Annotated in this window: 18 protein-coding genes and 1 pseudogene; 5 read left to right on the top strand and 14 right to left on the bottom strand. The window is 57.8% G+C overall.

Annotated features, from left to right (window positions below):
* Window positions 1-874: hypothetical protein (locus tag BLQ92_RS41560; RefSeq protein ID WP_342342397.1), on the top strand; the 874-nt coding region annotated here is incomplete at its 5' end.
* A 551-nt stretch (window positions 875-1,425) separates the two neighbouring features.
* On the opposite strand, the pseudogene BLQ92_RS41565 reads toward BLQ92_RS41560, so the two are convergent.
* A pseudogene (locus tag BLQ92_RS41565) lies at window positions 1,426-1,554 on the bottom strand (ESPR domain-containing protein); the annotation flags it as partial.
* An 888-nt stretch (window positions 1,555-2,442) separates the two neighbouring features.
* Between BLQ92_RS41565 and BLQ92_RS10315 the strand changes: the two are divergent.
* Both BLQ92_RS10315 and BLQ92_RS10320 read left to right on the top strand, forming a co-directional pair.
* The gene (locus BLQ92_RS10315) at window positions 2,443-3,246 is read left to right on the top strand and encodes an EAL domain-containing protein (protein ID WP_176860735.1); all 804 of its coding nucleotides are present in this window, start codon (window positions 2,443-2,445) and stop codon (window positions 3,244-3,246) included.
* A gap of 94 nt (window positions 3,247-3,340) precedes the next feature.
* Window positions 3,341-4,777 (top strand): O-linked N-acetylglucosamine transferase, SPINDLY family protein, encoded by a 1,437-nt coding sequence (locus BLQ92_RS10320; RefSeq protein WP_090684066.1) that lies wholly within the window; start codon window positions 3,341-3,343, stop codon window positions 4,775-4,777.
* Between the two features lie 67 nt (window positions 4,778-4,844).
* Here BLQ92_RS10320 and BLQ92_RS10325 read toward each other — a convergent pair whose 3' ends face one another.
* The 10 genes from BLQ92_RS10325 to BLQ92_RS10380 all read right to left on the bottom strand — a co-directional run bounded on the left by BLQ92_RS10325 (window position 4,845) and on the right by BLQ92_RS10380 (window position 15,833).
* Window positions 4,845-6,275 (bottom strand): glycosyltransferase family protein, encoded by a 1,431-nt coding sequence (locus BLQ92_RS10325; protein ID WP_090684068.1) that lies wholly within the window; start codon window positions 6,273-6,275, stop codon window positions 4,845-4,847.
* Window positions 6,276-6,557: 282 nt separating this feature from the next.
* Entirely contained in the window at window positions 6,558-6,878 is a 321-nt protein-coding gene (locus tag BLQ92_RS10335) for a hypothetical protein (protein WP_090684071.1), read from the bottom strand.
* A 637-nt stretch (window positions 6,879-7,515) separates the two neighbouring features.
* Window positions 7,516-8,451 (bottom strand): BadF/BadG/BcrA/BcrD ATPase family protein, encoded by a 936-nt coding sequence (locus BLQ92_RS10345; protein ID WP_090684075.1) that lies wholly within the window; start codon window positions 8,449-8,451, stop codon window positions 7,516-7,518.
* Window positions 8,448-9,251, bottom strand: coding sequence for a DeoR/GlpR family DNA-binding transcription regulator (locus tag BLQ92_RS10350; protein ID WP_090684077.1), 804 nt, complete (start codon window positions 9,249-9,251; stop codon window positions 8,448-8,450). The genes BLQ92_RS10345 and BLQ92_RS10350 overlap by 4 nt, the downstream gene beginning before the upstream one ends.
* An 80-nt stretch (window positions 9,252-9,331) precedes the next feature.
* Window positions 9,332-10,609 carry a D-tagatose-bisphosphate aldolase, class II, non-catalytic subunit gene (locus BLQ92_RS10355; RefSeq protein WP_090684079.1) on the bottom strand — a complete coding sequence of 426 codons (1,278 nt, stop codon included), beginning with the start codon at window positions 10,607-10,609 and terminating at the stop codon, window positions 9,332-9,334.
* A gap of 3 nt (window positions 10,610-10,612) precedes the next feature.
* On the bottom strand, window positions 10,613-11,701 hold the full coding sequence (locus BLQ92_RS10360) for an ABC transporter ATP-binding protein (protein WP_090684081.1): 1,089 nt from the start codon (window positions 11,699-11,701) through the stop codon (window positions 10,613-10,615).
* Between the two features lie 69 nt (window positions 11,702-11,770).
* The gene (locus tag BLQ92_RS10365) at window positions 11,771-12,721 is read right to left on the bottom strand and encodes an SIS domain-containing protein (RefSeq protein WP_090684083.1); all 951 of its coding nucleotides are present in this window, start codon (window positions 12,719-12,721) and stop codon (window positions 11,771-11,773) included.
* Window positions 12,722-12,748: 27 nt separating this feature from the next.
* Window positions 12,749-13,615, bottom strand: a complete 867-nt coding sequence (locus BLQ92_RS10370; RefSeq protein ID WP_090684085.1) for a carbohydrate ABC transporter permease — start codon at window positions 13,613-13,615, stop codon at window positions 12,749-12,751.
* A complete protein-coding gene (locus BLQ92_RS10375; RefSeq protein ID WP_090684086.1) occupies window positions 13,615-14,544 on the bottom strand; it encodes a carbohydrate ABC transporter permease in 930 nt (309 codons plus the stop codon). Before BLQ92_RS10375 ends, BLQ92_RS10370 begins: the two co-directional genes overlap by 1 nt.
* A 23-nt stretch (window positions 14,545-14,567) precedes the next feature.
* A complete protein-coding gene (locus BLQ92_RS10380; protein ID WP_090684088.1) occupies window positions 14,568-15,833 on the bottom strand; it encodes an ABC transporter substrate-binding protein in 1,266 nt (421 codons plus the stop codon).
* A gap of 520 nt (window positions 15,834-16,353) precedes the next feature.
* Between BLQ92_RS10380 and BLQ92_RS10385 the strand changes: the two genes are divergently transcribed.
* Both BLQ92_RS10385 and BLQ92_RS10390 read left to right on the top strand, forming a co-directional pair.
* Window positions 16,354-17,502, top strand: a complete 1,149-nt coding sequence (locus BLQ92_RS10385; RefSeq protein WP_090684090.1) for a porin — start codon at window positions 16,354-16,356, stop codon at window positions 17,500-17,502.
* Between the two features lie 223 nt (window positions 17,503-17,725).
* Window positions 17,726-18,559, top strand: a complete 834-nt coding sequence (locus tag BLQ92_RS10390) for a hypothetical protein (RefSeq protein WP_143016560.1) — start codon at window positions 17,726-17,728, stop codon at window positions 18,557-18,559.
* A 40-nt stretch (window positions 18,560-18,599) separates the two neighbouring features.
* Here the strand turns inward: BLQ92_RS10390 and BLQ92_RS10395 are convergent, their stop codons facing one another.
* The 3 genes from BLQ92_RS10395 to BLQ92_RS10405 form a co-directional block, all read right to left on the bottom strand.
* Window positions 18,600-20,210: a helix-turn-helix transcriptional regulator gene (locus tag BLQ92_RS10395; protein ID WP_090684093.1), complete on the bottom strand. Its 1,611-nt coding sequence runs from the start codon at window positions 20,208-20,210 to the stop codon at window positions 18,600-18,602.
* Between the two features lie 183 nt (window positions 20,211-20,393).
* Window positions 20,394-21,098 (bottom strand): DUF2968 domain-containing protein, encoded by a 705-nt coding sequence (locus BLQ92_RS10400; RefSeq protein WP_175773089.1) that lies wholly within the window; start codon window positions 21,096-21,098, stop codon window positions 20,394-20,396.
* A gap of 227 nt (window positions 21,099-21,325) precedes the next feature.
* Window positions 21,326-21,694 carry a GntR family transcriptional regulator gene (locus BLQ92_RS10405; protein ID WP_090684097.1) on the bottom strand — a complete coding sequence of 123 codons (369 nt, stop codon included), beginning with the start codon at window positions 21,692-21,694 and terminating at the stop codon, window positions 21,326-21,328.
* Window positions 21,695-21,865: the final 171 nt, after the last annotated feature.

Here is a 21,865-nt window from a genome sequence, read left to right on the forward strand (position 1 = left end):
CGACAGCGACGTCACGTTGCTGTTGGTTGTACTCAGCCCCGTCGACAGTGATGCCACACCGCTCTGCGCGCTGCTGACCCCGGTCGACAGCGACGTCACGTTGCTGTTGGTTGTACTCAGACCCGTCGACAGCGACGTCACACCGCTCTGCACAGTGCTGACCCCGGTCGACAACGATGCCACGTTGCTGTTGGTGGTGCTCAGACCTGTCGACAACGAGGTCACACCGCTCTGCGCGGCGCTGATCCCGGTCGAGGTCGAAGTCGACAGCGACGTCACGTTGCTACTGGTTGTGCTCAGACCCGTCGACAGCGACGTCACACCGCTTTGCACCGTGCTGACCCCGGTCGACAGCGACGCCACATTACTGTTCGTCGTACTCAGCCCCGTCGACAACGATGTCACACCGCTCTGGGCCGTGCTGATCCCGGTAGACGTCGAGATCGACAGCGACACCACGTTGCTATTGGCCGTACTCAGCCCCGTGGACAGCGACGTCACACCACTCTGCACCGTACTGATCCCGGTCGAGGTGGAGACCGACAGCGACATCACGTTGCTGTTAGTCGTGCTCAACCCGGTTGACAGTGAGCTCAAACCCGTTGAGGTCGAAGTCGAGAGCGAAACCACGTTGCTATTGGTCGTACTCAGACCCGTCGACAGTGAACTCAGGCCCGTCGACGTCGAGGTCGACAGCGATGTGACGTTAGAGCCTAATGTACTTGCGACCGAATACAGCTCGCTGCCGTTCACCGCATCAGTACTGCTTGCGCCGATCAAGCCCGCAGCGACGTTCTGCAGGCGTCTCTCATTCCCAGGCGTACCGACACTCACAACACCAGCGGTGGCGCTGGTGGCGGCAAACGACCCGTAAGTTATACCGCCAATCGTCACGGGGCTGACCGTACCCGTCCCACCCGTGGCAGTAGACGCGGCAGCAGTCGTAGAGGCCCCGCTGCCAAGTGCGACCGACCCCACGACACTTGCTTTCGCCCCCGCTCCTATGGCTACAGCGTTGGTAGCCGTCGAAGAAGCAATCGTTCCTATGGCTAGCGCGTTGGTAGTCGTAGAGGAAGCCGTCGCTCCTATGGCTATAGCGGTGATACCCCCCGCGGAAGCCGTCGTTCCTATGGCTATGGCGCTGCTAGCCGTCGCGGACGCGTACGTTCCGATAGCCTGAGAGTTCGTAGCCGACGAGAGAGCATACACACCAACTGCAACCGCACTATTCCCTGTAGCACTGTTCGCCCATCCAATCGCAACAGCGTCGACATTATTAGCCGTACTGAAAGCGCCTACAGCCGTTGCCTGAAGAGTTGCAACAGTACCACTATTGCCAACTGCGACTGAGTTGGAACCAGTCGCATTGCCATAACCCGAAGGCGCGTACTGCGCATGCGCATCATGCACCTGCGCACCTAAAGCCACTACCGCCGCAGCTGCGGCATGAGCTACCCTCGACTTCTTAGGCTTGCCTCGGGCGCAGGCGAGTTCCGATACGGCAACCCACGTTCCCAGTGATTCATTCCAAATCGATCGGTATGCCTTATTCATCGCTTACTCTCCGCCTGATTCACTCACCCGATCATTTGGCAACACCGCGATCTGGCTTAATTTGATTAATTTGATTTAAATTAGAAATATGAAATCTCGACTCAAACCTGCCATACGAAATTCGTTCCCAAATTTCTCGACGATCGATTTCAATTCCAAAAAAATCAGAACTTTCACAAAGTGTATCGAGCGCCCAACCCTACATTGCGAACCTTTGTGACATGCCTTGGTCTCAGACGGCATGCCTGCGGACACAGCACTCCGGCCTTGTCACCAGACAGAACTGGCCGCCCCGACAGAACCATCAATGCATCTGACCAATGCGCCCTTCGAAGCGAAGATCCCTCGGACACCTCGCCCCAAGGCCTGGAAACCCCAATTGCGATCGGAATATATAGCAACTCGCAAACGCCGCGGCACACCATTCCATCCAGAATGATATTTTCGAGACAACTCTGGAGAAATATCGCCTTAGTTCACCAATGTTCACAACTTCGCGCCGCCGAATTATTAAAATCGCCGATTGGCAGCGCAACTGCAGAATGCAGAACCTTGGGACTGCACTTCAATAACTGAATCACTCAAAAAGCAGACCGCGTCCCTCAATTTCCCGACTCGTTCGAACAACCGTCGAGCCCCTCCAGGTCCACCAGTTAGTCGATGGTAGGCAGCACAGAGAAACGACATGTCACAAAATGTGAACTGGCGGGACTCTGGGCAAATACAGACAACGCGCTCCTCGCGGAATCCAAGCGTTTCAATCGTTCACAAATCTCGCGGTTCGACTCGATATGATGCTTGTATAGGACGACCGTTCAGAGAGCGGCACCAACAGCCAGCTGAAAGATGAGGTTGCGGATAGCGACGAAACGCACACGAGAGATCTCCATGGAACATATAGCGGCAGACCATCGCGAGTTGTGCACAATCGACGACGCGGAACGCGGCCTGGCCAGGCGAGAGTTTTTTTTCGTCTATCAGCCCAAGTTAAGGCTGCAGGAAGGTCGATTGTCCGGCTTTGAGTCGCTCCTGCGGTGGAGACATCCGTTACTCGGTCTACTCACTCCGAACTCGTTTATCAACCTTGTGGAAGACTCTCCGCTAACTGAGAGTTTCACCAATTTCGTTGTCGCCGAAGCGGCTCAGACGTTGGCCGATTGGTCCGTTCGTGGGTACAACACGCTTTCGTTGGCCGTCAATCTTCCCGCCAGCGAAATTGGCCGGTCCGGGTTGACAAGCAAACTATCTGCGCTACTTCACAACCGATCGATCAACGTTTCCCGGTTGCAGATCGAGGTCACCGAGAGCACCGATCCGGGGTCAATTGAAGCGCTCGCCTCCGCCATCGAATCCCTTAAGGAATCTGGCGTAAGCGTTGCGATCGATGACTTTGGCGCCGGATGCTGGTCCCTGACTGTCCTGCATCGGCTCGGGGTCGACACTCTGAAGTTAGACCGCAAGTTCATGTGCGACATTCAGGACAACGCGAATTCAAAGGTCGTAGTGGAAGCGCTCATCCAGCTCGGGCAGCGTCTTGGAATGCAGGTCGTCGTCGAAGGTGTAGAGACGCAAGCGCAGTTCGAGTGGGTCAGCACAATTGAGCATATAGATTGCCAGGGTTATTACATCTCTGCCCCGATCGGACGCGAACAGATAGGCGAGTTCGTAGCCAGGCATCGTCCCATCCACTAAAACGGCGACTATCTCTGATGGTCCATTACTACGGCATGGGCACCGACCTCAGCGCCATGATGATGGCCACCCATGACCAGGTCAGCCTGCAGCCATGAAGAAATCCAGCAAGACCACGATGACACGTTCGGCCGATGAACATTGGCAAAATGGGGAGCTGGAAAAGGCGCGCCGGATTTATCAAAAGGTCAACGAATGGGAACCGGGCGACTTCAATCTGGTTAGCAAGGAACTGGTCTGCTCTCTTCACCTCTGCAACTGGCAGCGCTACGACTATCTGCAGCGAGTCTTGCGGGACAATTTCAGGTACAAGGGAGGGTTCCTGATCGGAGAGCCTCTTCTGGCCTCGCCATACTTTACGGCAGCCGATCTACTTGAGGTCGGCCGACGCCATATCCGTGGGCTTTCGATTCGAGAAAATGTTTCTCCTCGACGCAGGCTGGACGCGACCGACACGAGCGAAAAACTGCGCGTCGGATTCCTGGGGGCCGATTTTTATAATCAGGCAACCATGCATCTGATGATCGGCTTGATCGAGGAGCACGACCGAAGCCGCTTCGAATACATCGCCTACGACAGCGGACCGTCGAACGACGACCCGATACGGCAGCGAGCCACCCAGGCGTTCGATCAATTCCACTGCGTTTCCGAGTCCGGAAATGACGAAATTGCCAGGATGATCGAGCGCGACGGCATCGACATCCTGATCTTCATCCGCAACCTGACCGATCCCAGAGTCGGCGTCCTGGCGCAGCGTCCCGCGCCGATTCAGGTAGCCTATCTTTACAACCCGTCCGGGTTCGGTGCTCCGGCTGTGGATTTCCTGATTGCCGATGCTGTCATCGTGCCGCCTGAACTCGAGCGTCACTATTCCGAGCGGATCGCAAGACTACCCTTCTCGTATCAGCCCAACGATCGGCAACGCCCCCTGCCGCAAGAATGCACACGGCAAGAATTTGGCCTGCCGGGCGACAGCATCGTGCTCGCCAACCTCGGTTCGCCGTTCAAGATCACTCCCGCGATGTTCGACCTCTGGTGCAGGATACTGCGCGAGCATCCTGAATGCGTATTGTGGCTACTGCAGACCAACGTCACCGTTGCGGAAAATCTCCGGCTTGAGGCGTCCGTTCGCGGCGTCGATCCGGACCGCCTGCACTTTGCTTCGCTTGAGGCGATTCCGCGCCACATTACAAGACTCTCGTGTGCCGATCTGATGCTGGACACACACCCGTATGGCGGACATACCGGCAGCAGCGATGCTCTATGGGCGGGTGTGCCGGTCCTGACGCTCGTCGGCGAGACGTTCGCATCGAGAGTCGCCGCGTCCTTGCTAAACGCCGTTGGATTATCAACCCTCGCGACTCGAAGCGAGACAGAGTATGTGGAGACAGCTGGCCGTCTGATTGAAGACCGGCGAGCGCTAGCCGCGTATCGGTCTCATTTGGTCTCCAGACGGATGAACCTGCCATTATTCGATGTTCGTTCGTACGCCAGAGATTTTGAAAACCTGTTGCTCGATCTTTGGAGCTAGGCAAGCGCGCCCGGCGAGCGGTTGTCGTGAGCTTGACTGCCGGTGGCCTCAAGCTGGAAGACAATCTTCAGGTCCGGTCCAGGCTGGTACATATTAGCCACGTTGCCGCGTCTTGCACGACAGAATCCCAGTTGCCTTCGCGCGTCTGCCGCAGCACCTTCACGCCTTCGATCCACTGGGTAGTACCTCCCAGCACTCCCCAACGCCATTCGCTCGCCGTATTCACCGGCACACACGTCGGCTTGCCCATCATTGCTGCAAGATTAGCGACCCCCGAATCAACCGCGAGCACTGCGTCCAGTTCCCCGATGCAAGCAGCTGTATCGTCGAAATGGTAGATGCCGGGCAGGTAGCGGCTGACGTTGCCAGCGGGTATACCGGCCGCCGCCTCGACCGCCGGATGATGTAGATTCACGAAATGTACGTGTTCGGCCACTGCTGGATCCGTCACGATCCGGTCGACTGCCTTGACCGGCAAGCTCCGGCGCTTAGCCAAGCAACGTACAATGCTGCCCAGTTCGGGTAAATGGCGCTGGTAGCAATCCCAGAACAGGCCGACAAGTCTCTTTCCCGGGTGTTGCAGGCGCTGTTGCCGCACCCACTTCTTCGCAATCCGCTGCTTCGCACGCGGAGCCCGCATGTACGCCTGAAAGCGGTATCCCGACACCACCTGTCCAGCCTTCAGCAACGGCAAATGAAGCAGCGTAGCGTGCAGGTGCGGTGCGAACGCTTCCACTCGCGCCTGCACTGCGTCGGGTAATGCAGCACGCAATCGCAACGGACGCTCTGTACTTACGACTTCGCAACCGGGCAGCGACGCCTGCATAAGCGCATGGATTTGCGGGTCGCAGGTGATCATCACCTTTGCGCCAGCAGCCTGCCAGTCGGCCACGCATGCTGCCAGCAGAAAGTTGTCGCCGAAGCCAAGCTGGTGGGTGATCAGCACGCGTTGGCCACGCAGGTCGGAGTCGCCGCTCCACTGCGGGACGCCGATCGGACAATAATTACCGGCGTCACCGGATTCGTTGCGCATCAGCCAGTGTGCAAAGCCACGCGGGTCTCCTGCCTTGAGCATCGCTTCGCCCAGCAGGTGTTCCGCCGTCGCGCGAATCTGTATGTTGCTCAATTCCGCCATCCGCCGCGCCTCGTCCAGCAGCGCGATCGCCCTTGTGAGATTGTTTGCCATCATCAGGCTGTAGCCCAGCCGGACCCGATAAAGCGCCGGCTCGCCCGGTATTGACAGGTCATGTTCCCATGTGTGGGCGGCCTTCGCATGCTGTCCCAACAAATTCAGCGCGGTCGCGCGCATTGCCAAAAAATTGGCCTGGTGCGGCCTGACCGCCAGCGCCCGCTCCGTCCACGGAAGGAGTTCGTCCTCGCGTTTGAGCGCGATCAATATTTCGCAGACCTCATGCACGATCGCTAGATCGTCCGGATAGTTCGTATGACGCGCGGATGCGGCCTGAAGTCGTTCTTCCAATCCGATCGTCACACTCACCAACCTTTCGTATAGCTTAAATGTGACAGGACAAACTTGCGAGGCATCGCTGCAGCGATGCCGCCGCTCCGTAGGCCCCTTGGGGTGTCACGCAAGCTTTTATGGAAGAGGGGACGGTCTATTGCGTTCGACGCAACCAGTGCCCGCTCGTTGACCGCGTCACGGAACTGGAAATCGAGCTCTGGGTTGTACCTAAGAAACGCCGCGCGACGCTCGTTCGCATCTGCCAGCGAAATGCTCTGGATCGCGCTCGAACACTCTCGCACCGCGATCGCCTCCCGTTCAAAGCATTTCCGAACACAGGGTTATCCCGATGAAGAAACCGCCGATCAGACCCAACGCTCGGCCCGTCATCGTGGCATTCAGATCTTCATCGAGCAATAACGGATCTCGCCGCTCTCGAAGGATCGTTCTGAGCAGAAGTGGCCGTGGGAGAAGGATGCAGGCGGCCGCCACGATTGGCGCTACGACCTGGATTACCTCATTTCCGTAGCGCCCGGACGGAATGCCCAGATACTTGAAGATCACCACCACAGCGGCCGTGAAGATTGCACCAATCAGTGCCCCGCCAATGAGTTTGTCTGTTGAAGAATACGTGTCCATTTCACTTAACCCGATAAATCCTCGCTGGGAATCGCCCGACACCACGCAACCACACGTCCCGATTGGTCACGATCAATTTCACGTTGCAAATACTTAATGGGCAATGGCCTGGTTCGCAAACACCAGCATAAGAATCAGATGGAGGAATCCCCACACGAACAGCAAAGACAGAGGGATCGCCGCGATGGCAAGCGGTACGATCCAGCCCTGCCGGCGACGTGGCTCGCCGGCCCCTTCGCCAGGCCGGTGCGTGAATGCCTTTGCATCACTCAGCCCCGTATTTGCAATCGCTTGTGGTTGCATATATCAACTGTTCGCTAAAGTTCAATGCGCACTGGTTGGTCTCCCCGCGCGCGAATGCACATACTGTATCGGTGCTGAGCCAGCCAGGATGTCAAGCTTTGTGAATCCGCCATACGGCGGCTTAAAGGAGGGGGTTCCGGTCATATACTGACCGTGAAGGCCTGCCATGCAGAGGCTGTGCTGGAGCAAGGGAGCGGGACGGCTGCCCGGCGTTACTGCCTTGAAATGCGAAACGGACCGTGTCGTTGATGGCCGGTCCGCATCGACGCCCTAAATAGGAAAGACTGAAAACCGGTCACGATTGACTCGGAACGTCACAACAGGCCGGCCCGTTTCATGCCAGCGAGCCCGCCAGACTGGCAACCCACGAAGCATCCGTAACCCATTTGGAAAGACGCGCAGCCCTAAGCAGTGCGCCCCCGACGGGCGGCAACTGCGGTGACGTTGCCACGCGACCAATCCGCGAGACCAGGCGATCTAGAACCACCCCGCTGGAAAACACGCCGCCCGCGTAACTCCAGTCGGCAGACTCCGGCAAGCCGCTTCGCTCGAAGCCGGCTTTCGCGTGCTCATACAGCAGGTCACCCGCGCGCTCCAGGATAGAGCGTGCGGTCTCGTTGACCGCAGCAATGTCACTGACGAGTTTCGCCACGCTTGCAATCTTCGATCTCCGCGTAGCTTCAGCGTACGACCAAGCGATCAGATCCGCTTCGCCGATCCGCAGTCCTTGCAGCAAAAGGTGGGCAAAGTCGACGTCAGACCCACGCCCATCCAATGCGCGCGCAGCCTCCGATAACGCCTCGCGGCCAATCCAGTACGCGCTTCCCTCGTCGCCAAACGCGTCCCCCCAGCCGCCCACGCGGATGTCCGAGCCACGGCCGTCACCCGCCCACGCCATCGATCCAGTACCAGCCAGAAGCAACACTCCGCCCCGCCCTGCAAAGGCCCCGTCAAAGGCGACCTGAACGTCATTGACGACCTCGTGATTCATGGAAAACAAACCGGCACATATCTCGCGTTGTGCCTGAGAAATGGTTTCCACCTCCCCGAAGAACGGCAGCCCCACCGCCGCACTGCGTACGTGGGGCATATAGACGGCAGCAGACTCTACGAGACGCACCATCTCCCTGGCCCAAACAGGGCTGCTGGTCGGATCGAGCGTAGGCCCATGGGTAACAAACTGGACCGCGCCAGAACGCTCGGCGATGGCCAGCAACGTCTTTGTGCCTCCCGCATCAATCCCTAATACGAACTCTGGGGCATGCGTCATGAACCGATCGCCCGAAGGTTGGAATCTGTTGCCATACTCTCGACGGTCATTAAATTGATGCTCGCCTTCCTCAGCTTCGACTGTTCCTCCTCCGGCAATGACGAATCCGAGATCACGCGCATCCGGCTGTCTATCTCTGCGACCAGGAAAGTCGAGCGACGGCCGAACTTGCTCGCGTCGGCAAGGACGATCGTACTCGCCGCTCTTTCAATCATATGTTCGTTGATGCTGGCCTCGGCGGAGTCCAGGCTGTAAATCTTGTGATCGTCACCAATCGCCCCCGCTCCCAGGAACAACTGATCCAGCCATAGTCGATCAAGCGCCAATTCGGCAGCCGGACCAACAAGCGAGGCGTTCTCGCTACGCAGTTGTCCGCCTATGAGCGAGACACGCAATTTCGGCACATTCATCAATCTTTGAGCCACGATCAGACCGTTTGTCACAACGGTCATCGGGATTGGATTGACACGCAGCAAGTTAGCCAGTTGAAGGACCGTCGTTCCAGCGTCGAGGAACACCGCACTGTTCGGTGTCAGGAGGTCATAGGCCGCCGCCGCGATTGCCCTTTTTTCGCGCAGGTGTTGATTTTCGCGGACGCCGAATGCGACCTCGATATCGACTCCGCTGGAGATACGGGCGCCTCCATGGCTACGTTCGATGACGCCCTGTTCCTCCAGAATCTGAAGATCTCGACGTACGGTCGCCAGGGACGCACCAATCCCTTCCGCAAGAGCCTGGATCGAGGTTTCGCCGTTTGAATACAAATGGTGCCTAATGGCTTCTAATCGGTTCGTTTTCATATCGCCTCGGGATACACGGACAGCATCAATAGCAAGCTTCTAAACTCTGACCTCACTACGCTATTCGATGCCAGTGCGCTTCATGGGCCAATTACCGCTTTGTGGTAGATATCGAACACCCGAGTGACGGCGTATTCCAGCAACACCGCAGGTGTCGCCTGGATAGTACCCGAGCGGACGGCCGGATATAGCGTACTCAAGTATTGGCTAATCAGCGTCTCAGGTATCGTCGCGCCATCGAGACGTTCCAACAATGCGTTCACGGCCGCCTGCGCTTCCGGCAATGCCCAATAATAACGGATACGGTCGCTGTAACTAAAATGTCGTTGTACGCGAATCTCATCCGCGGTGCCGTGATAGTACTTCTCCCAATGCTCTGGCCTGGCCACCATGAGGCGCTCCATCGAGGCCGCCAGAGTTTCCGATTCCGGTACTGGAGCAAGTACTTGCGCAATGGCGTCCAGTCCATATAGTGCTTCGCGGTAGGCAAAGGTAAGTCCCGGACCGACCTTGAGGATTGCAAATCCATCTCGAACCAGTGCAGCCAATGCGCTGCCCGGCTGATAGTCGGTTGAATGAGCCTCGAAGACGTACCCGTGCCCCCTTGAAAGCAACGCACTGAGATCACGTGCTCGCTCCGGGCGATAGACGATCACGTTCTGGTGGCCGAACTCGACGCCCGGTTGAACAACCACGCCAATTGCCCTGTTGAAGACCGCAGAGAGTCCGGCGCTTTCAAACGCTTCGCGATGAACATCGATCGTACGTTGTGCCGCTGACGGTTGTGTCACCTCAAGATGATCGATGACCTCGAGCGCCCCGCCCGGAACCGGAACCTCGGTGCCGATCACGTATAGCGGCGGATTCTCCCGAGGAGCGGCGGCTTCCGCGGCCCGAACAAGTCGCACGGCACGCTGAGCCACCACCTCGTCCGATAGCATCTCGGGCTCTCCTCGACAGCCCATGCTAGCGTCGATGTGTAGCTTGCGGAACCCAGCACGCGCATAGGCGGCGATCATCACCTCGGCGCGCGCCATCGCTTCATCGGGCGAGAGTTTCTTCCACGGCGTCGGTCCCAAATGGTCGCCGCCCAAAATCAGGCGCTCCGTATTGAAGCCGACCTTCGCCGCGATCCGTTCGACAAACTGCCGGAAGTCGGCGGGAGTCATCCCCGTATAGCCACCCTCCTGGTTTACCTGATTGCAGGTCGCCTCGATCAGCACATCGACGTCGTGAGCGAGTGCATGCCGAAGCGCCGCTTCGATAACGACGGGGTGAGCCGTACAAATGGAGAAGTACCCCAAGCGTTCCGCGTTATCCGCTTGTCCCGTCATGGATTGCACCAGAGTACGCTTCATAACCTAGACTCCTCGCACGAGGTCGAGGCGCCGACCGGTTTTCTGATCGAACAGGTGAATGTCACTGGCGGCGACGCTCAATGGAATCGAGCCGCTGTGCGCGATACGTTGTCGCCCCCCAAGAACCAGCGTGGCCCGATGCCGGCCGATTGCTCCGTGCACGTGCGACTCCGCACCGGTTGCTTCAATTGCGGAAACGTTGATGTTCAGGGCACTGTTTCCCTCGGCGACATTGAAGTGCTCGGGTCTAATGCCGCAAACGACTTTGGTATCGGACTCGACCGGCAGGTTCTGTTCAAGCGCAACGGTGATTCCATCCCCGATATCGACACAGGTCTTCCCCTGCTGCCGCACAATCGATCCTTCCATCAGGTTCATTGCGGGAGACCCGATAAAGCGGGCAACATAAAGATTTTCCGGGCGATCGTAAAGATCGAGCGGAGCGCCCACCTGCTCGATATGACCGTGGTTCAACAGAACAATCCGGTCAGCCATCGTCATCGCCTCAATCTGATCGTGCGTGACATAGATCGAGGTTGTCCCAAGCCGCTGCTGGAGAGACTTGACTTCCTGGCGCATCTGCACCCGAAGCTGCGCGTCCAGGTTCGACAACGGTTCGTCGAACAGGAACACCTGGGGCTTGCGGACGATCGCGCGCCCCATCGCCACACGCTGACGTTGGCCGCCCGACAATTGCTTGGGAAGTCGCTGCAAATAAGGAGTCAGCCCAAGTATTTCCGCAGTTTCTCCGATTGCCTTTTTTATTTCGTCCTTCGGCGTTCCGCGAATTTGAAGGCTGAACCCCATGTTTTCCGCTACGCTCAGATGAGGATAGAGAGCATAGTTTTGAAAAACCATGGCGATGTCACGATCTTTGGCCGGAAGGTTGTTGATCAACCGTCCACCAATGAAGATCTTTCCGTCCGTTATGCTTTCCAGGCCGGCAATCATGCGCAACAGTGTCGACTTACCGCTGCCGGAGGCTCCAACAAGTGCCACGAATTCGCCGTCTCGAATCGAGATGTTTGCGCCTTCGATGACCGACTGGCTTCCATAACTCTTTTTAACATTGGTGATCTCGACATTTGCCACGAGACACCTCCTTTCAAAATTTTTCGATGACGGCCTGGATGCGTGCCAACACAGCACCACGGGCAGCCGTTATAGCGTGACGACCTTGTTCAGATGACGCGGAGCGGTTGTGTCGAGGCCGCGCAGTTCGGCGACTCGCTCACCCAGAATCTGAAGGGCAGGAAGGACCATGATTGAGCGGCTTTCAGCCGATCCGGGGAGTTCGATTTCTACATTGCCTGGTCCGCCGAAACCCAGCACCATCGCTCCCTTCTCAGTCAACTCCGCGGCCAGCCTGGCCTCTTCTTCGCGGGTGTCCGAGCTGTACAGCAGAACGGCTAGCGTCTTGTCATCCACAAGGCTGACAGGCCCGTGCCGGTACTCCATGGTGTGATAGGTATGGGCGTAGCTCAGACTCATCTCTTGCACCTTGATGCTGCCTTCACCTGCAATGCCATACATCGGACCCGCGCCCAGATAAACGAAGTGGGATCGTCCCGCAAGGGCGCCGCGAAGAGCCTTGTCCACTGTTTCCATCGTCACCCTGGCGTCGTTCACGACGCTGGCATCGAGCGTCAAGCCCGCCAGACGCAAGCCCATTAACAACATCAAGCTAGCCGAGGACGTCATCACGATGCCTTCGCCCGGATGCGTCTTCGCAAACACCACCGCGTCGGCATGACGGGTAACGCTGCTGTTGGCTTCGCACGTGATCGCAGTCGTCTTAAGACCAGCGGCCCGGCTAACTTCCAGCGCCTGCACCGTCTCGGTCGACTCGCCACTTCGCGACAGCGCAATGACGTGAACATTCGCATCGCTCGCGACATAGGCGCGCCTGCGCCGTGCCCACTCCCCTCCTGGAACCGCGATCGCGGTCAAGCCGCGAAGACTAAACGACGCGGCAATACTTTGAGCGAGATGATACGAAGTGCCGCAACCGACGATAACGAACTTACTATCGGTCGGTTCGAGAGAGGGCGTAGCAAGTGCCGCCGGCCAGAACTGGAACTGTTCCTGAATAACGCGTTCGGTCACATTCATTGGATGATTCCTTTTTATAAAGAGACGCTACTTGCCTGATCCGGCCATGAGGCCCTGAACAAGGTAGCGATTCAAAAAAAGCACAACGATGATCGGAGGAATGATGGCGAGAATGCCCGCCGCATTCATCAGCCCGTAGTCGACATAGTTGCGACTGACAAATTCCGGAATGAGGACGGTCAGGGGCTTGGTCGCGAGAGTCGGCGAAAAGACCAACGGAATCATGAACTGCCCCCAGGCGCTCAGGAACGTGAGAATCGCACTGGCTATCAATCCGGGTGCTGCTAGAGGAAGGACAATTCTGAAGAGCGTGTACGTTCGACCTGCGCCGTCCATCCACGCCGCCTCCTCCAACGACAATGGCAGCGATTGGTACACGCTTCGCATCAGCCATAGTGCAAGCGGTAAAAACGCGGACACATAAATCATCGTGACGCCAAAGTAGGTATCGATAAGCTTTAACGACACCATGAGCCTGTAAAGCGGAATCATGACCGTGTAGGCGGGAATAGCCAGAGACCCGACCACGAGTACAAAGATCACATTTCGCCCCGGGAACTTGAGACGAACAAACGCGTAAGCCCCAACCGCAGCAAGCGCTACAGTGACGAACGTCGCCAGCAGGGACGTAACCAGACTATTGACAAGCGCCCGGCTGAACTGCGGCCACACGGATTGCACCGCGCTTCCTTGAAACGAGCTGGTGGCTCCAAGAAGCTCGCGATAGTGTTCAAACGTCACATGCGGAGGAAAGAAATGCGGCGACGCCGATACCAGGTCTGTCGGTGCAGTAAAGCTTGTGACAAGCGCCCAATACACCGGTCCTAGCGACCATACCAACAAAACGGTCGCGCAAATCAGCAAGCCGAAGCGGGAGAGGAGCGAGCGGCGCATCAGTCGTACCTCGTTTCGCGATAGACGCGCAAAACATAGACAAGCGAGATCAACAGGGAAGCGAACATGACGAGAACCGATAGCGCCATGCCATACGAAAAGCGCAGGTCCTGGAACGCCGACATGTAGACCTGAACAAGGACCGGGCGAGTGTCGAGACTTGATCCATTCAGGATCCACGCTTCGTCGAACAGATTGAAGGCGAATACTGTCGATTGACTCAGCGCGATAGCCAGTCCACCGGAAATCAGCGGCAAGGTCACTTTAGAAAACATACGAATTGGACCGGCGCCATCGAGACGGGCCGCCTGATAAAGTTCCGCGGGGATACTCTGCAAAGCTGCCAGCAAGATGACAGCCGTCAACGGCAGCATTCGCCAAACGTGAACCAGTGCCACCAGTAGCAATGCCGTGGTGCGGTCGTTGAACCAGACATGATACGAACCGATAAGGCCGGCGGATTGCAGGACACCGTTGAGAAGACCATAGCTCGGGTTGTAAATCCACGACCACACGATCGCGTTGACTACCGGCGGCAACGCCCACGGTAGAACCAGGGCGGCCAGCAGCCAACGTCGCCCCCAGGTAATCCTGTTGAGCAATAAAGCTGCAGCCAGACCTCCGAGCGTTTCCAGAACGACTGCAAATACGACATATTCCATCGTATTTACCCACGCATGCTGCACACTCGGGTCACTCACCAATGCCCAGTAATTCGCGAGACCGATGAATGGCGTTCCAGGGCGCATGGGGTCGACCCTGTGCAAGCTGTCCCATAGCGTGACTAAAACGGGGCCGAAGACTAACAGTCCCATGATGATGACGATAGGCGCCGCAAAGGCTAAACCTAACCAGCGTTCGCCGTTGAAGGTCGAACGCTTGTCCACATGAAATGGTGCGCTCTCGGAGGTTACGACTTCGGAGGTCATGGCTCTTTTCCTAAGCGATCAACTCACTGCTTTTCGGCTTCAGCCGTTTGAGCAGCAATTTGCTTGATGGCCGCATCGACAGTGAGCTGCCCTTTCGCGGCTTGATTGATCGCGGTGGAAACCGCGCTGCTAAACTGCGGATACCACCCGGGCGTTCCCTGTTTGAAGAGCGGTTCGACGACGGCGGCCTGGGCAAGGAGTGCCTTTCCGCTAGCGAGCTTGCCGCTGTCATCGAGCGATTTCAGCACACTGGTACGGGTCGGCAAGTTTCCAAGAGCCGTGTAGCTTTCCATCTGGTTCTCGGGCGCCACGAACCAGTGAATGAAGACTTCAGCCGCTTTCTTGTGCGTAGATGCAGCAGGAATGCCGACAGCCTCCGGCAGCCCAAACGTTCGGGTCGTTCCGGACACCGTAGGCATGAGCGCGCCTTCGGCAGCGCTCGCCACCTTCGACTTCGACGGATCCGTGTAGACGGAGAGGTTCCCGGCCCAGCCCGCAACATCAAAGCTCGCCTGCCCGTTTTTGAAGAGTTCCTGAACCTCGACGTCCTTCAGCCCAGTCGACGCGGGATCGATAAGTCCTGCCTTGAGTGCGTCAATTTCCCATGCCAGGGCTTTGTAGCCAGCAGAGTCGGGGGACGTGAACAATGGCTTCAGATTGTTATCAAAGAGGTCCCCGCCAAAGGCCTTGGTGAGCAGGTACCAGGCGGTCGAGGTGCCTTCTGTAGCCGAGAACGGGAGAGCAATCGGGAACTTGGCGACACCTTTTTCCTTGATGGTCTTGGCATCGGCAAGCAATTCGGCCAACGTTTTCGGCGGCTGGGCGATGCCCGCCGCACTCAACTGCTGGCGATTGAAGATGAGAAGGCGATAGTCATTGTTATAAGGAATGCCGATCAGCTTCTTGTCGTACGTGAAAATTGAGGTTGCAGGCAAGTCCTTGGTCGTCGCCGCGTCAACAGAAGCATTCAAAGGGGCATACCAACCCGACGAACCAAATTGGCCCACCCACGACCAGTCGATTTCTGTGACGTCAGCAGGCGGGCTGCCCGCAATCGACGCGGTAATAATTTTCGTTCGAATCTCGTCCCAGCCCAACGTTTGCAGACTCAGCTTGATGCCGGTCTGCGCAGTAAAACGATCTGTCATGTCTTTCGGCAACGTCGCCCACGGCGGGAGCAAAACGGTAACCGTCTCTCCTGTCAGTGGTACTGCGGCTTGAGCGCCTGCCGGCAGACCGCCGGAAAGCACGATAGCCGCGACGGCCGCCATAAGCATTTTTCTTTTCATCTTGCTGTCTCCTGTACGGGTTGGTGGGTTGATGGAAGGGAAAGATACACGGGAAAAAAATCAACTTCAATCACTATTTTGATTTAATTTGACGCAAGGTATCTGTGACGAAATTGTCTGCGCTGCGTAAGACTCGGGGCGACGCAGCACAAGTGGCCGCCGGCCCATGTGATAGCTCCTGCCGGCAAGATCTAGCGGCGCCACTTACCAACGATCACCTTTCACTTCATAAAACATCACTTTTATGATTGCATTAGATTTTTTTGGCTGATACTGTGACGCCTATTGATCTTGTCTAGGGGTCAGGTCGAAAAGCCTTCCCCGCCTGGTTGGCGGGGAAGGCAAGCTGCCCTCCCACGGTTTTCTTGAACTGACCTCCAACCTGGATACGAATAATTTCGTTCAACTAAGTTGCCAGTCAGCGCAGAGAGTTAGCAGTGACGTTTCAATCAAAGCAGTCGATCTCCCGGTGTTGCCGCCGTGGACGTTGACGGAGACAGTTAAACAGGAGGAGTACCGCATGAAGAAGACATATCTCGCGACGGCAGTCGCCCTGGTGGCATCGCTCACGGCCGGCACGGCGTATGCACAGAGCAGCGTGACGTTATACGGCGCGATGGACATGGGCGTGAACTTCACGTCGAACGCCCACGGGAATCACGCATTCGCAATGGTCAGCGGCGACACGCAGGAATCGTCGTTCGGGATGAAGGGCACCGAGGATCTCGGCGGTGGCCTGAGCGCGCTGTTCACATTGGAAAACGGCTTCAACGGCGATAACGGCCAGTTGAACGAAGGCGGCCGTCTGTTCGGTCGTGGCGCGTACGTCGGCCTCGCGTCGACGAAGGCGGGCACGCTGACGCTGGGTCGCCAGAACGACGCGACTGTCGACCTGTGGAGCCCGTTCACCGGAGCCGGCGGCGTGATCGGCGACTTCTCTGCGCATCCGTTCGACAACGACAACGCCGACTCCGACTTCCGTCCGAACAACACGGTCAAGTACGTGTCGCCGGTGTTCGCCGGCCTGCAGGCCGAAGCGACGTACGGATTCAGCAACTCGACCGGCTTCGCGAACAATCGCAACTACAGCACTGCGCTGAGCTATACGATGGGTGGTTTCTCGGCTGCCGCCGCATACATGAAAACGAACAACGGCGGAGCCCAGGCCCCGAACCAGAGTGGCGCGCTGACCAGCGACGCCGTGTTCACCGCAACCTCCCAGCAAAACATCGACGCAGGCGTCAAGTGGACGTTCGCGGACAACTCGAACGTGGCATTCGCGTATTCGCACACCGACGTGTACAACCCGATCGCAAACGCGTACGTGGCTGACATCGGCACCGGCTGGGATGCGTGGAAGTTCAACAACTTCGAGCTGAACGGCCAGTATTACGTAAGTCCGGCGTTTTACCTGGCGGGTTCGGCCGCGTATACGAACGCTCATTTCAACGGCGACAGCGGCGACTCCACTGCCAACTGGATTCAGGTTGCTCTGATGGCGGACTATAGCCTCAGCAAGCGCACCTCCGTCTACGTTCAAGGCGCGTGGCAACACGCGAACTCGAACACCGGCACCGGTCTCGATCAGCCGGACATCGTCGGTTCGGACGGCCCGTCAACGAGCAAGAACCAGTTTGTCGGTCGCGTCGCGCTCGTTCAGAAGTTCTGATACCTGGCACACGTCGCCGCCGCAACCACCGGCACCATGACGGCGGTCGCGGCGGCGGCTTCAGATTTGTCTGTTCAGTGCGACGCTTCGCGACCGCCGGGTTGATGCTATGCTCAACGACCTGAACGATTGCATCATCCGCACGTGGAATACCCAGAATTGCGCGCTTTCACTGCGCAGATCTGGCGGTTGCGGACGACGCTACTGAACTTGGTCGCACAACATGCCGGGCAAACACTTTATCTTCCCCATTACCACCGGACGTAGCGGGACTCTCTACCTGACGGAGCTGCTTAGACGGAATCTGCACAATGCAGAGGTGCATCATGAGCGTGCCGGACACACGGACCTAGGCGTGCACCATCCGGATGCGTCAGATTTCACGCACTTCAATACGTTTGGCAACGACGCCCACGTGCAGCAATTCTGGACTCAGAAGCTGCATCGCATCGTCAATGGTCCGGCGCGCGTCTACGCCGAGATTTCGCATCCCCTCGTGAAGGCAGGGCTGATCGAGAATATCGCACCGCTAACCCGTTCGGGTCGGGTGGATCTGATCATTTTGCGGCGGAATACCGAAGACATTCTCTGGAGCCTCGCCAACCGCTTTGATTTTGTGAATAACGCGTTCACATGGCTGTTCTACCTTGATCCGCGTTACCGCAACGTGATCGTGAATGCCACGCCGTTCATATCGCATGGAATGTACGGCGCTGCGTTGTGGTACATCCACGAGATGTGGACGCGTGTTGAATATTACCGGCGGTTATTGGCAGACGACCACGATATATATATCCACGACGTTGAACTGTCCGAGATCGCGACCGGCGATGGCGCGATGCGCTTACTGCGGGCACTGGGCGCCGCGCCCACCGAGATTGACTTACCGCCGCAGCTTAACGCGACCTCCCAGACGTTCTTTGGCGACGATATTCGCCAGGGTTGCCATGCGTTGGTTCAAAAATTCCAGGTTGATCATGCCGCCGAGGCGATCCGCTTTCTGGAAGAAGGACGGAGATTGGCGTCGGGCCCAACTGCGGGGATGTCAGTGGAATAACCAGAAAGCGCCGGCGAAGCAGCTCGGCGCACACCCATCACTACATGGCCGCACGATCCTCGCCGACTCCGAGCCCAAGCACTTTCTGTACTGCTTCGATTCGCGAACTGACGTTGAGCTTTTCGAAGATGTTTTTCAAATGCCACTTGACGGTCTCAGGAGCCAGTTTCAACGACCGGCCGATTTCCTTGTTCGAAAGGCCACAGGCAACGTGGTTAAGTACCTCGAACTCCCTCGCGCTTAGAATATCCGCCGACACCGGCGCGGATTCAACAGTCGTGGGCGACGCAGCCGGTGAGCCACAAGCATCGTCGAAAGCTGCCAGCAATCTGTCGACATAGGCCGTTTCGACGGTAGAGACGTCTTCTGCGATCTGGCGAAACCGTTGCAGTAATGCACGCGCCGGTGGCCCTTCACCTGGCAACGTGTGCGGCTCACCACGCTCGAGCATCTCTATTGCACAATTCTCAATCCACTGTGCAGCCTGTTCAAGTTCGCCCGCGGCCAGTGCATGCCTGACCGCCTCGCGCCACAGATGTGCTCCTGCAAACCATTGGCTCGCACGGTGATGCAGCACAGGGAGCTCGCGCGGCATCTGGCGGACAAGGCGACGCCGAAGCGCATCGGAGAACAGCGCGTGATAGCGATACCATTCGTGTCGGTCGTCAAGTGGCCGAATGAATACGTTATGCCGTTCGAGCCAGTCGAGCTTTGCCCCGCTTCCCCCTCCGCTTCCCATGATGGCATCGCACACGGCAGGGGTGAGCCGTTCAAGAATCGATGTATGCATCAAGAACTTCAGCATGGGCGGCGGCAAATGCGCCAGCACCGTGTCGTTCAGGTAACGATCGATCACCGAACTGTTTCCGGCAAGGTTAGTGGCAACCTTGGCCGTATCGCCCGCCTGACTCAGTGCAAGGCAAGCCAGCTGCAAACCGGCCACCCACCCTTCAGTCGCCTCGTTCAACAGCGCGACGCTGGTTCGGTCCAGCGGCACTGCACCGGTCTGATCAAAATACGCCTGCGCCTCGTCAATCGAAAAACGCAGGTCGTCGACACCAAGACGCATTATCTTCTCTGGCGTCCTTAGCTGACCAAGCGTCAAGGCCGGTTCACCGCGTGCGCCGAGCAGTACGTGCAGGTTTTCTGGGGCGTAGCGCAGCAGACGGGACACGACCGCAAGAACGGGTTTCGCAGTCAGACGATCGACGTCGTCGAGTACGAGGAAGACGCACAGGCCGGATGCAGCGATGCCATTCAAGAGTACTGAAATAATGGTCTTGATGGGAGTCAGCTCATCGTGACCCAAGAGTTGTTGCGCTTGTCGCGCAATGTCCCCCGATGTGCGGGAGAACGCCGCCACCAGATACGCACCGAACTGCTGCGGATCATCGTCCTCCCCATCGAGGCTGAGCCATGCCACCGGATGCTTTTGCTCCGACAGCGCTTCACTCCATTCAGCGAGCAAGGTTGTCTTGCCGAAACCCGCCGGAGCGGTCACGACGGTTAAGCCATGCGCCGGCCGTGCACACAGCCGCTCGAGCAACGCGGGGCGTTGCACGCAGCCCGGCGGAAGACGTGGCGCCATCATTTTGGTCCGTATCAGCGACACGCTCCATTGGCGATCGCCACGCTCTGAAGATACTCCCATGCTCACTCTCGCTGCGCACCGCCCCCCAATCGACGTCGTCGCCCCATCTTATTCAACCTCGCCAACCTCGATGAAAACAATTGTGAACTTGCGACTCCACGCAAAAAACGCGCCCCGGGTTCGGGCGCGCGCGAACCTTCACAGGCAATCCAGATGCGCAGGCGAGAGATGGGAACACCCCTTTTAGTCGGAGACGGCTGTCCGGACTTGACGGGTTGGTTGACGCGGAAAGCGTTCGTTGCCGGCCAGATCGAGCTGCTGGATCTGGCGCCGCAGCCGGTTCAACTGAGCCTGGGCCGCGACACGCTGCGCTTCGAGCTGGGCGATCTCGCGACGCGTGTGCTGCTGCCGCTGGGCAACCAGCTGCGCCTGGGTGGCGTGGCTATCCAGATCGGTGCGTAGCCGCTCGGCTTGCGCCTGCGCCTGTTCAATCAGACGGACCAGTTGATCGTTTTGTGCCTCGAGCTGGGTGCGACGCATTTCCTCTTCGGACAGATGCGTGGCCTGCTGCGCGAAGTGGCGGAACGCGGCCTCGGCGCTCTCCAGTTCGCCCATTGCCAGGACACGCCACACGGCGCTGTCTTGATGGAGCGTCACGTAATACACCAGATCTGCCCGATGAAAAAACAAGCGGGCCGCATAGCTGAAACTCTGGAATATCCGGCACACGGTAAGGGCTCCGTCTGCCTCCAGATGTTCCACCTCTGCGGTGGTGATCTTCCGGACATCCTGTCCGCTTGCCCGTGAAAGCGGCACACCGCTGTGGTACAGCGGGGTCACGACATGAGGCGCGCCAACGATAACACCCTCCACATCCTCCGTGGCGGGATCAGAGCCTATGGCATTGGCGGAAAATGAATTCGCGGAAGACGAGGCACGCAGGTCCAAATATTTTTTCAAGAGAGTCCTGCAGATTTGGATGGCACCCGGCTTGGCGAATGCGTAGAGGTAGTCTAGAACAGCGCTCCTGATCCAACTGTGATCAATTGTGACATTTTGGTCTCTGCAGTTTATTTTACTGTTAGCCTTCCTACATTTTTTTCAGACATTCGAATGTCTGCGACGCCGATCGCTGCGCTTTTCCGCAGGCTGGACAAGTGCTGTGATTCGCCAGTTCAGTCATGCTGGCTGCCATCGCTTTTCCCATTCCGGTCGCCCTCACGCGTCTCACGACTGACCATGCATAGTTCGCGAAAGCGGCGATGCGCCGCGTCGTACCCTTGCAGCGTTCCAAGCGGGATCGTCCGTTGCCTACCCTCGTCGCTCGCCAGGCCATCGGCCGTCGGTAACCAGTAGAGATCGCGCTTGCCCTCGATCCTCCTCCTTAGGTTCCCTCTCATCACGCCGTCTGCTAGCGCCCGTCGAACGGTTGGCGCGCTAGTACCGACGAGTTTGGCGATTTCATGGACGCTGTAGCGGGTGCCGGGCGCCATCTGCGCGAGCACAATCTGGTGCGTTATCACCCGTTGCTTCGGTTTCTTCACTTCTACCTCCTATGGCGAACATTAGTCCGTTGCCATGCTTGCCGAAGCGCGGCAATCGAGCCTTCTTCTTGTGGCGCGATGCTCCGGAAAATCATCACAGGCGTCGGCCAACGGCGTCGCGAACGATCCTAGCAGCGCATCGCCGGCCAGACTGTGAACAAAGTTCACACC

The sequence above is a fragment of the Paraburkholderia phenazinium genome, assembly GCF_900100735.1.
Taxonomy (GTDB): Bacteria; Pseudomonadota; Gammaproteobacteria; order Burkholderiales; family Burkholderiaceae; genus Paraburkholderia; species Paraburkholderia phenazinia.

Bases quoted from the DNA above. Each gene is read 5' to 3' on its own strand.
- BLQ92_RS10315 (WP_176860735.1), top strand. From the start codon at position 2,443: ATGGAACATATAGCGGCAGACCATCGCGAGTTGTGCACAATCGACGAC.
- BLQ92_RS10320 (WP_090684066.1), top strand. From the start codon at position 3,341: ATGAAGAAATCCAGCAAGACCACGATGACACGTTCGGCCGATGAACAT.
- BLQ92_RS10335 (WP_090684071.1), bottom strand. From the start codon at position 6,878: ATGGACACGTATTCTTCAACAGACAAACTCATTGGCGGGGCACTGATT.
- BLQ92_RS10345 (WP_090684075.1), bottom strand. From the start codon at position 8,451: ATGACGCATGCCCCAGAGTTCGTATTAGGGATTGATGCGGGAGGCACA.
- BLQ92_RS10350 (WP_090684077.1), bottom strand. From the start codon at position 9,251: ATGAAAACGAACCGATTAGAAGCCATTAGGCACCATTTGTATTCAAAC.
- BLQ92_RS10355 (WP_090684079.1), bottom strand. From the start codon at position 10,609: ATGAAGCGTACTCTGGTGCAATCCATGACGGGACAAGCGGATAACGCG.
- BLQ92_RS10365 (WP_090684083.1), bottom strand. From the start codon at position 12,721: ATGAATGTGACCGAACGCGTTATTCAGGAACAGTTCCAGTTCTGGCCG.
- BLQ92_RS10370 (WP_090684085.1), bottom strand. From the start codon at position 13,615: ATGCGCCGCTCGCTCCTCTCCCGCTTCGGCTTGCTGATTTGCGCGACC.
- BLQ92_RS10375 (WP_090684086.1), bottom strand. From the start codon at position 14,544: ATGACCTCCGAAGTCGTAACCTCCGAGAGCGCACCATTTCATGTGGAC.
- BLQ92_RS10380 (WP_090684088.1), bottom strand. From the start codon at position 15,833: ATGAAAAGAAAAATGCTTATGGCGGCCGTCGCGGCTATCGTGCTTTCC.
- BLQ92_RS10385 (WP_090684090.1), top strand. From the start codon at position 16,354: ATGAAGAAGACATATCTCGCGACGGCAGTCGCCCTGGTGGCATCGCTC.
- BLQ92_RS10390 (WP_143016560.1), top strand. From the start codon at position 17,726: ATGCCGGGCAAACACTTTATCTTCCCCATTACCACCGGACGTAGCGGG.
- BLQ92_RS10395 (WP_090684093.1), bottom strand. From the start codon at position 20,210: ATGGGAGTATCTTCAGAGCGTGGCGATCGCCAATGGAGCGTGTCGCTG.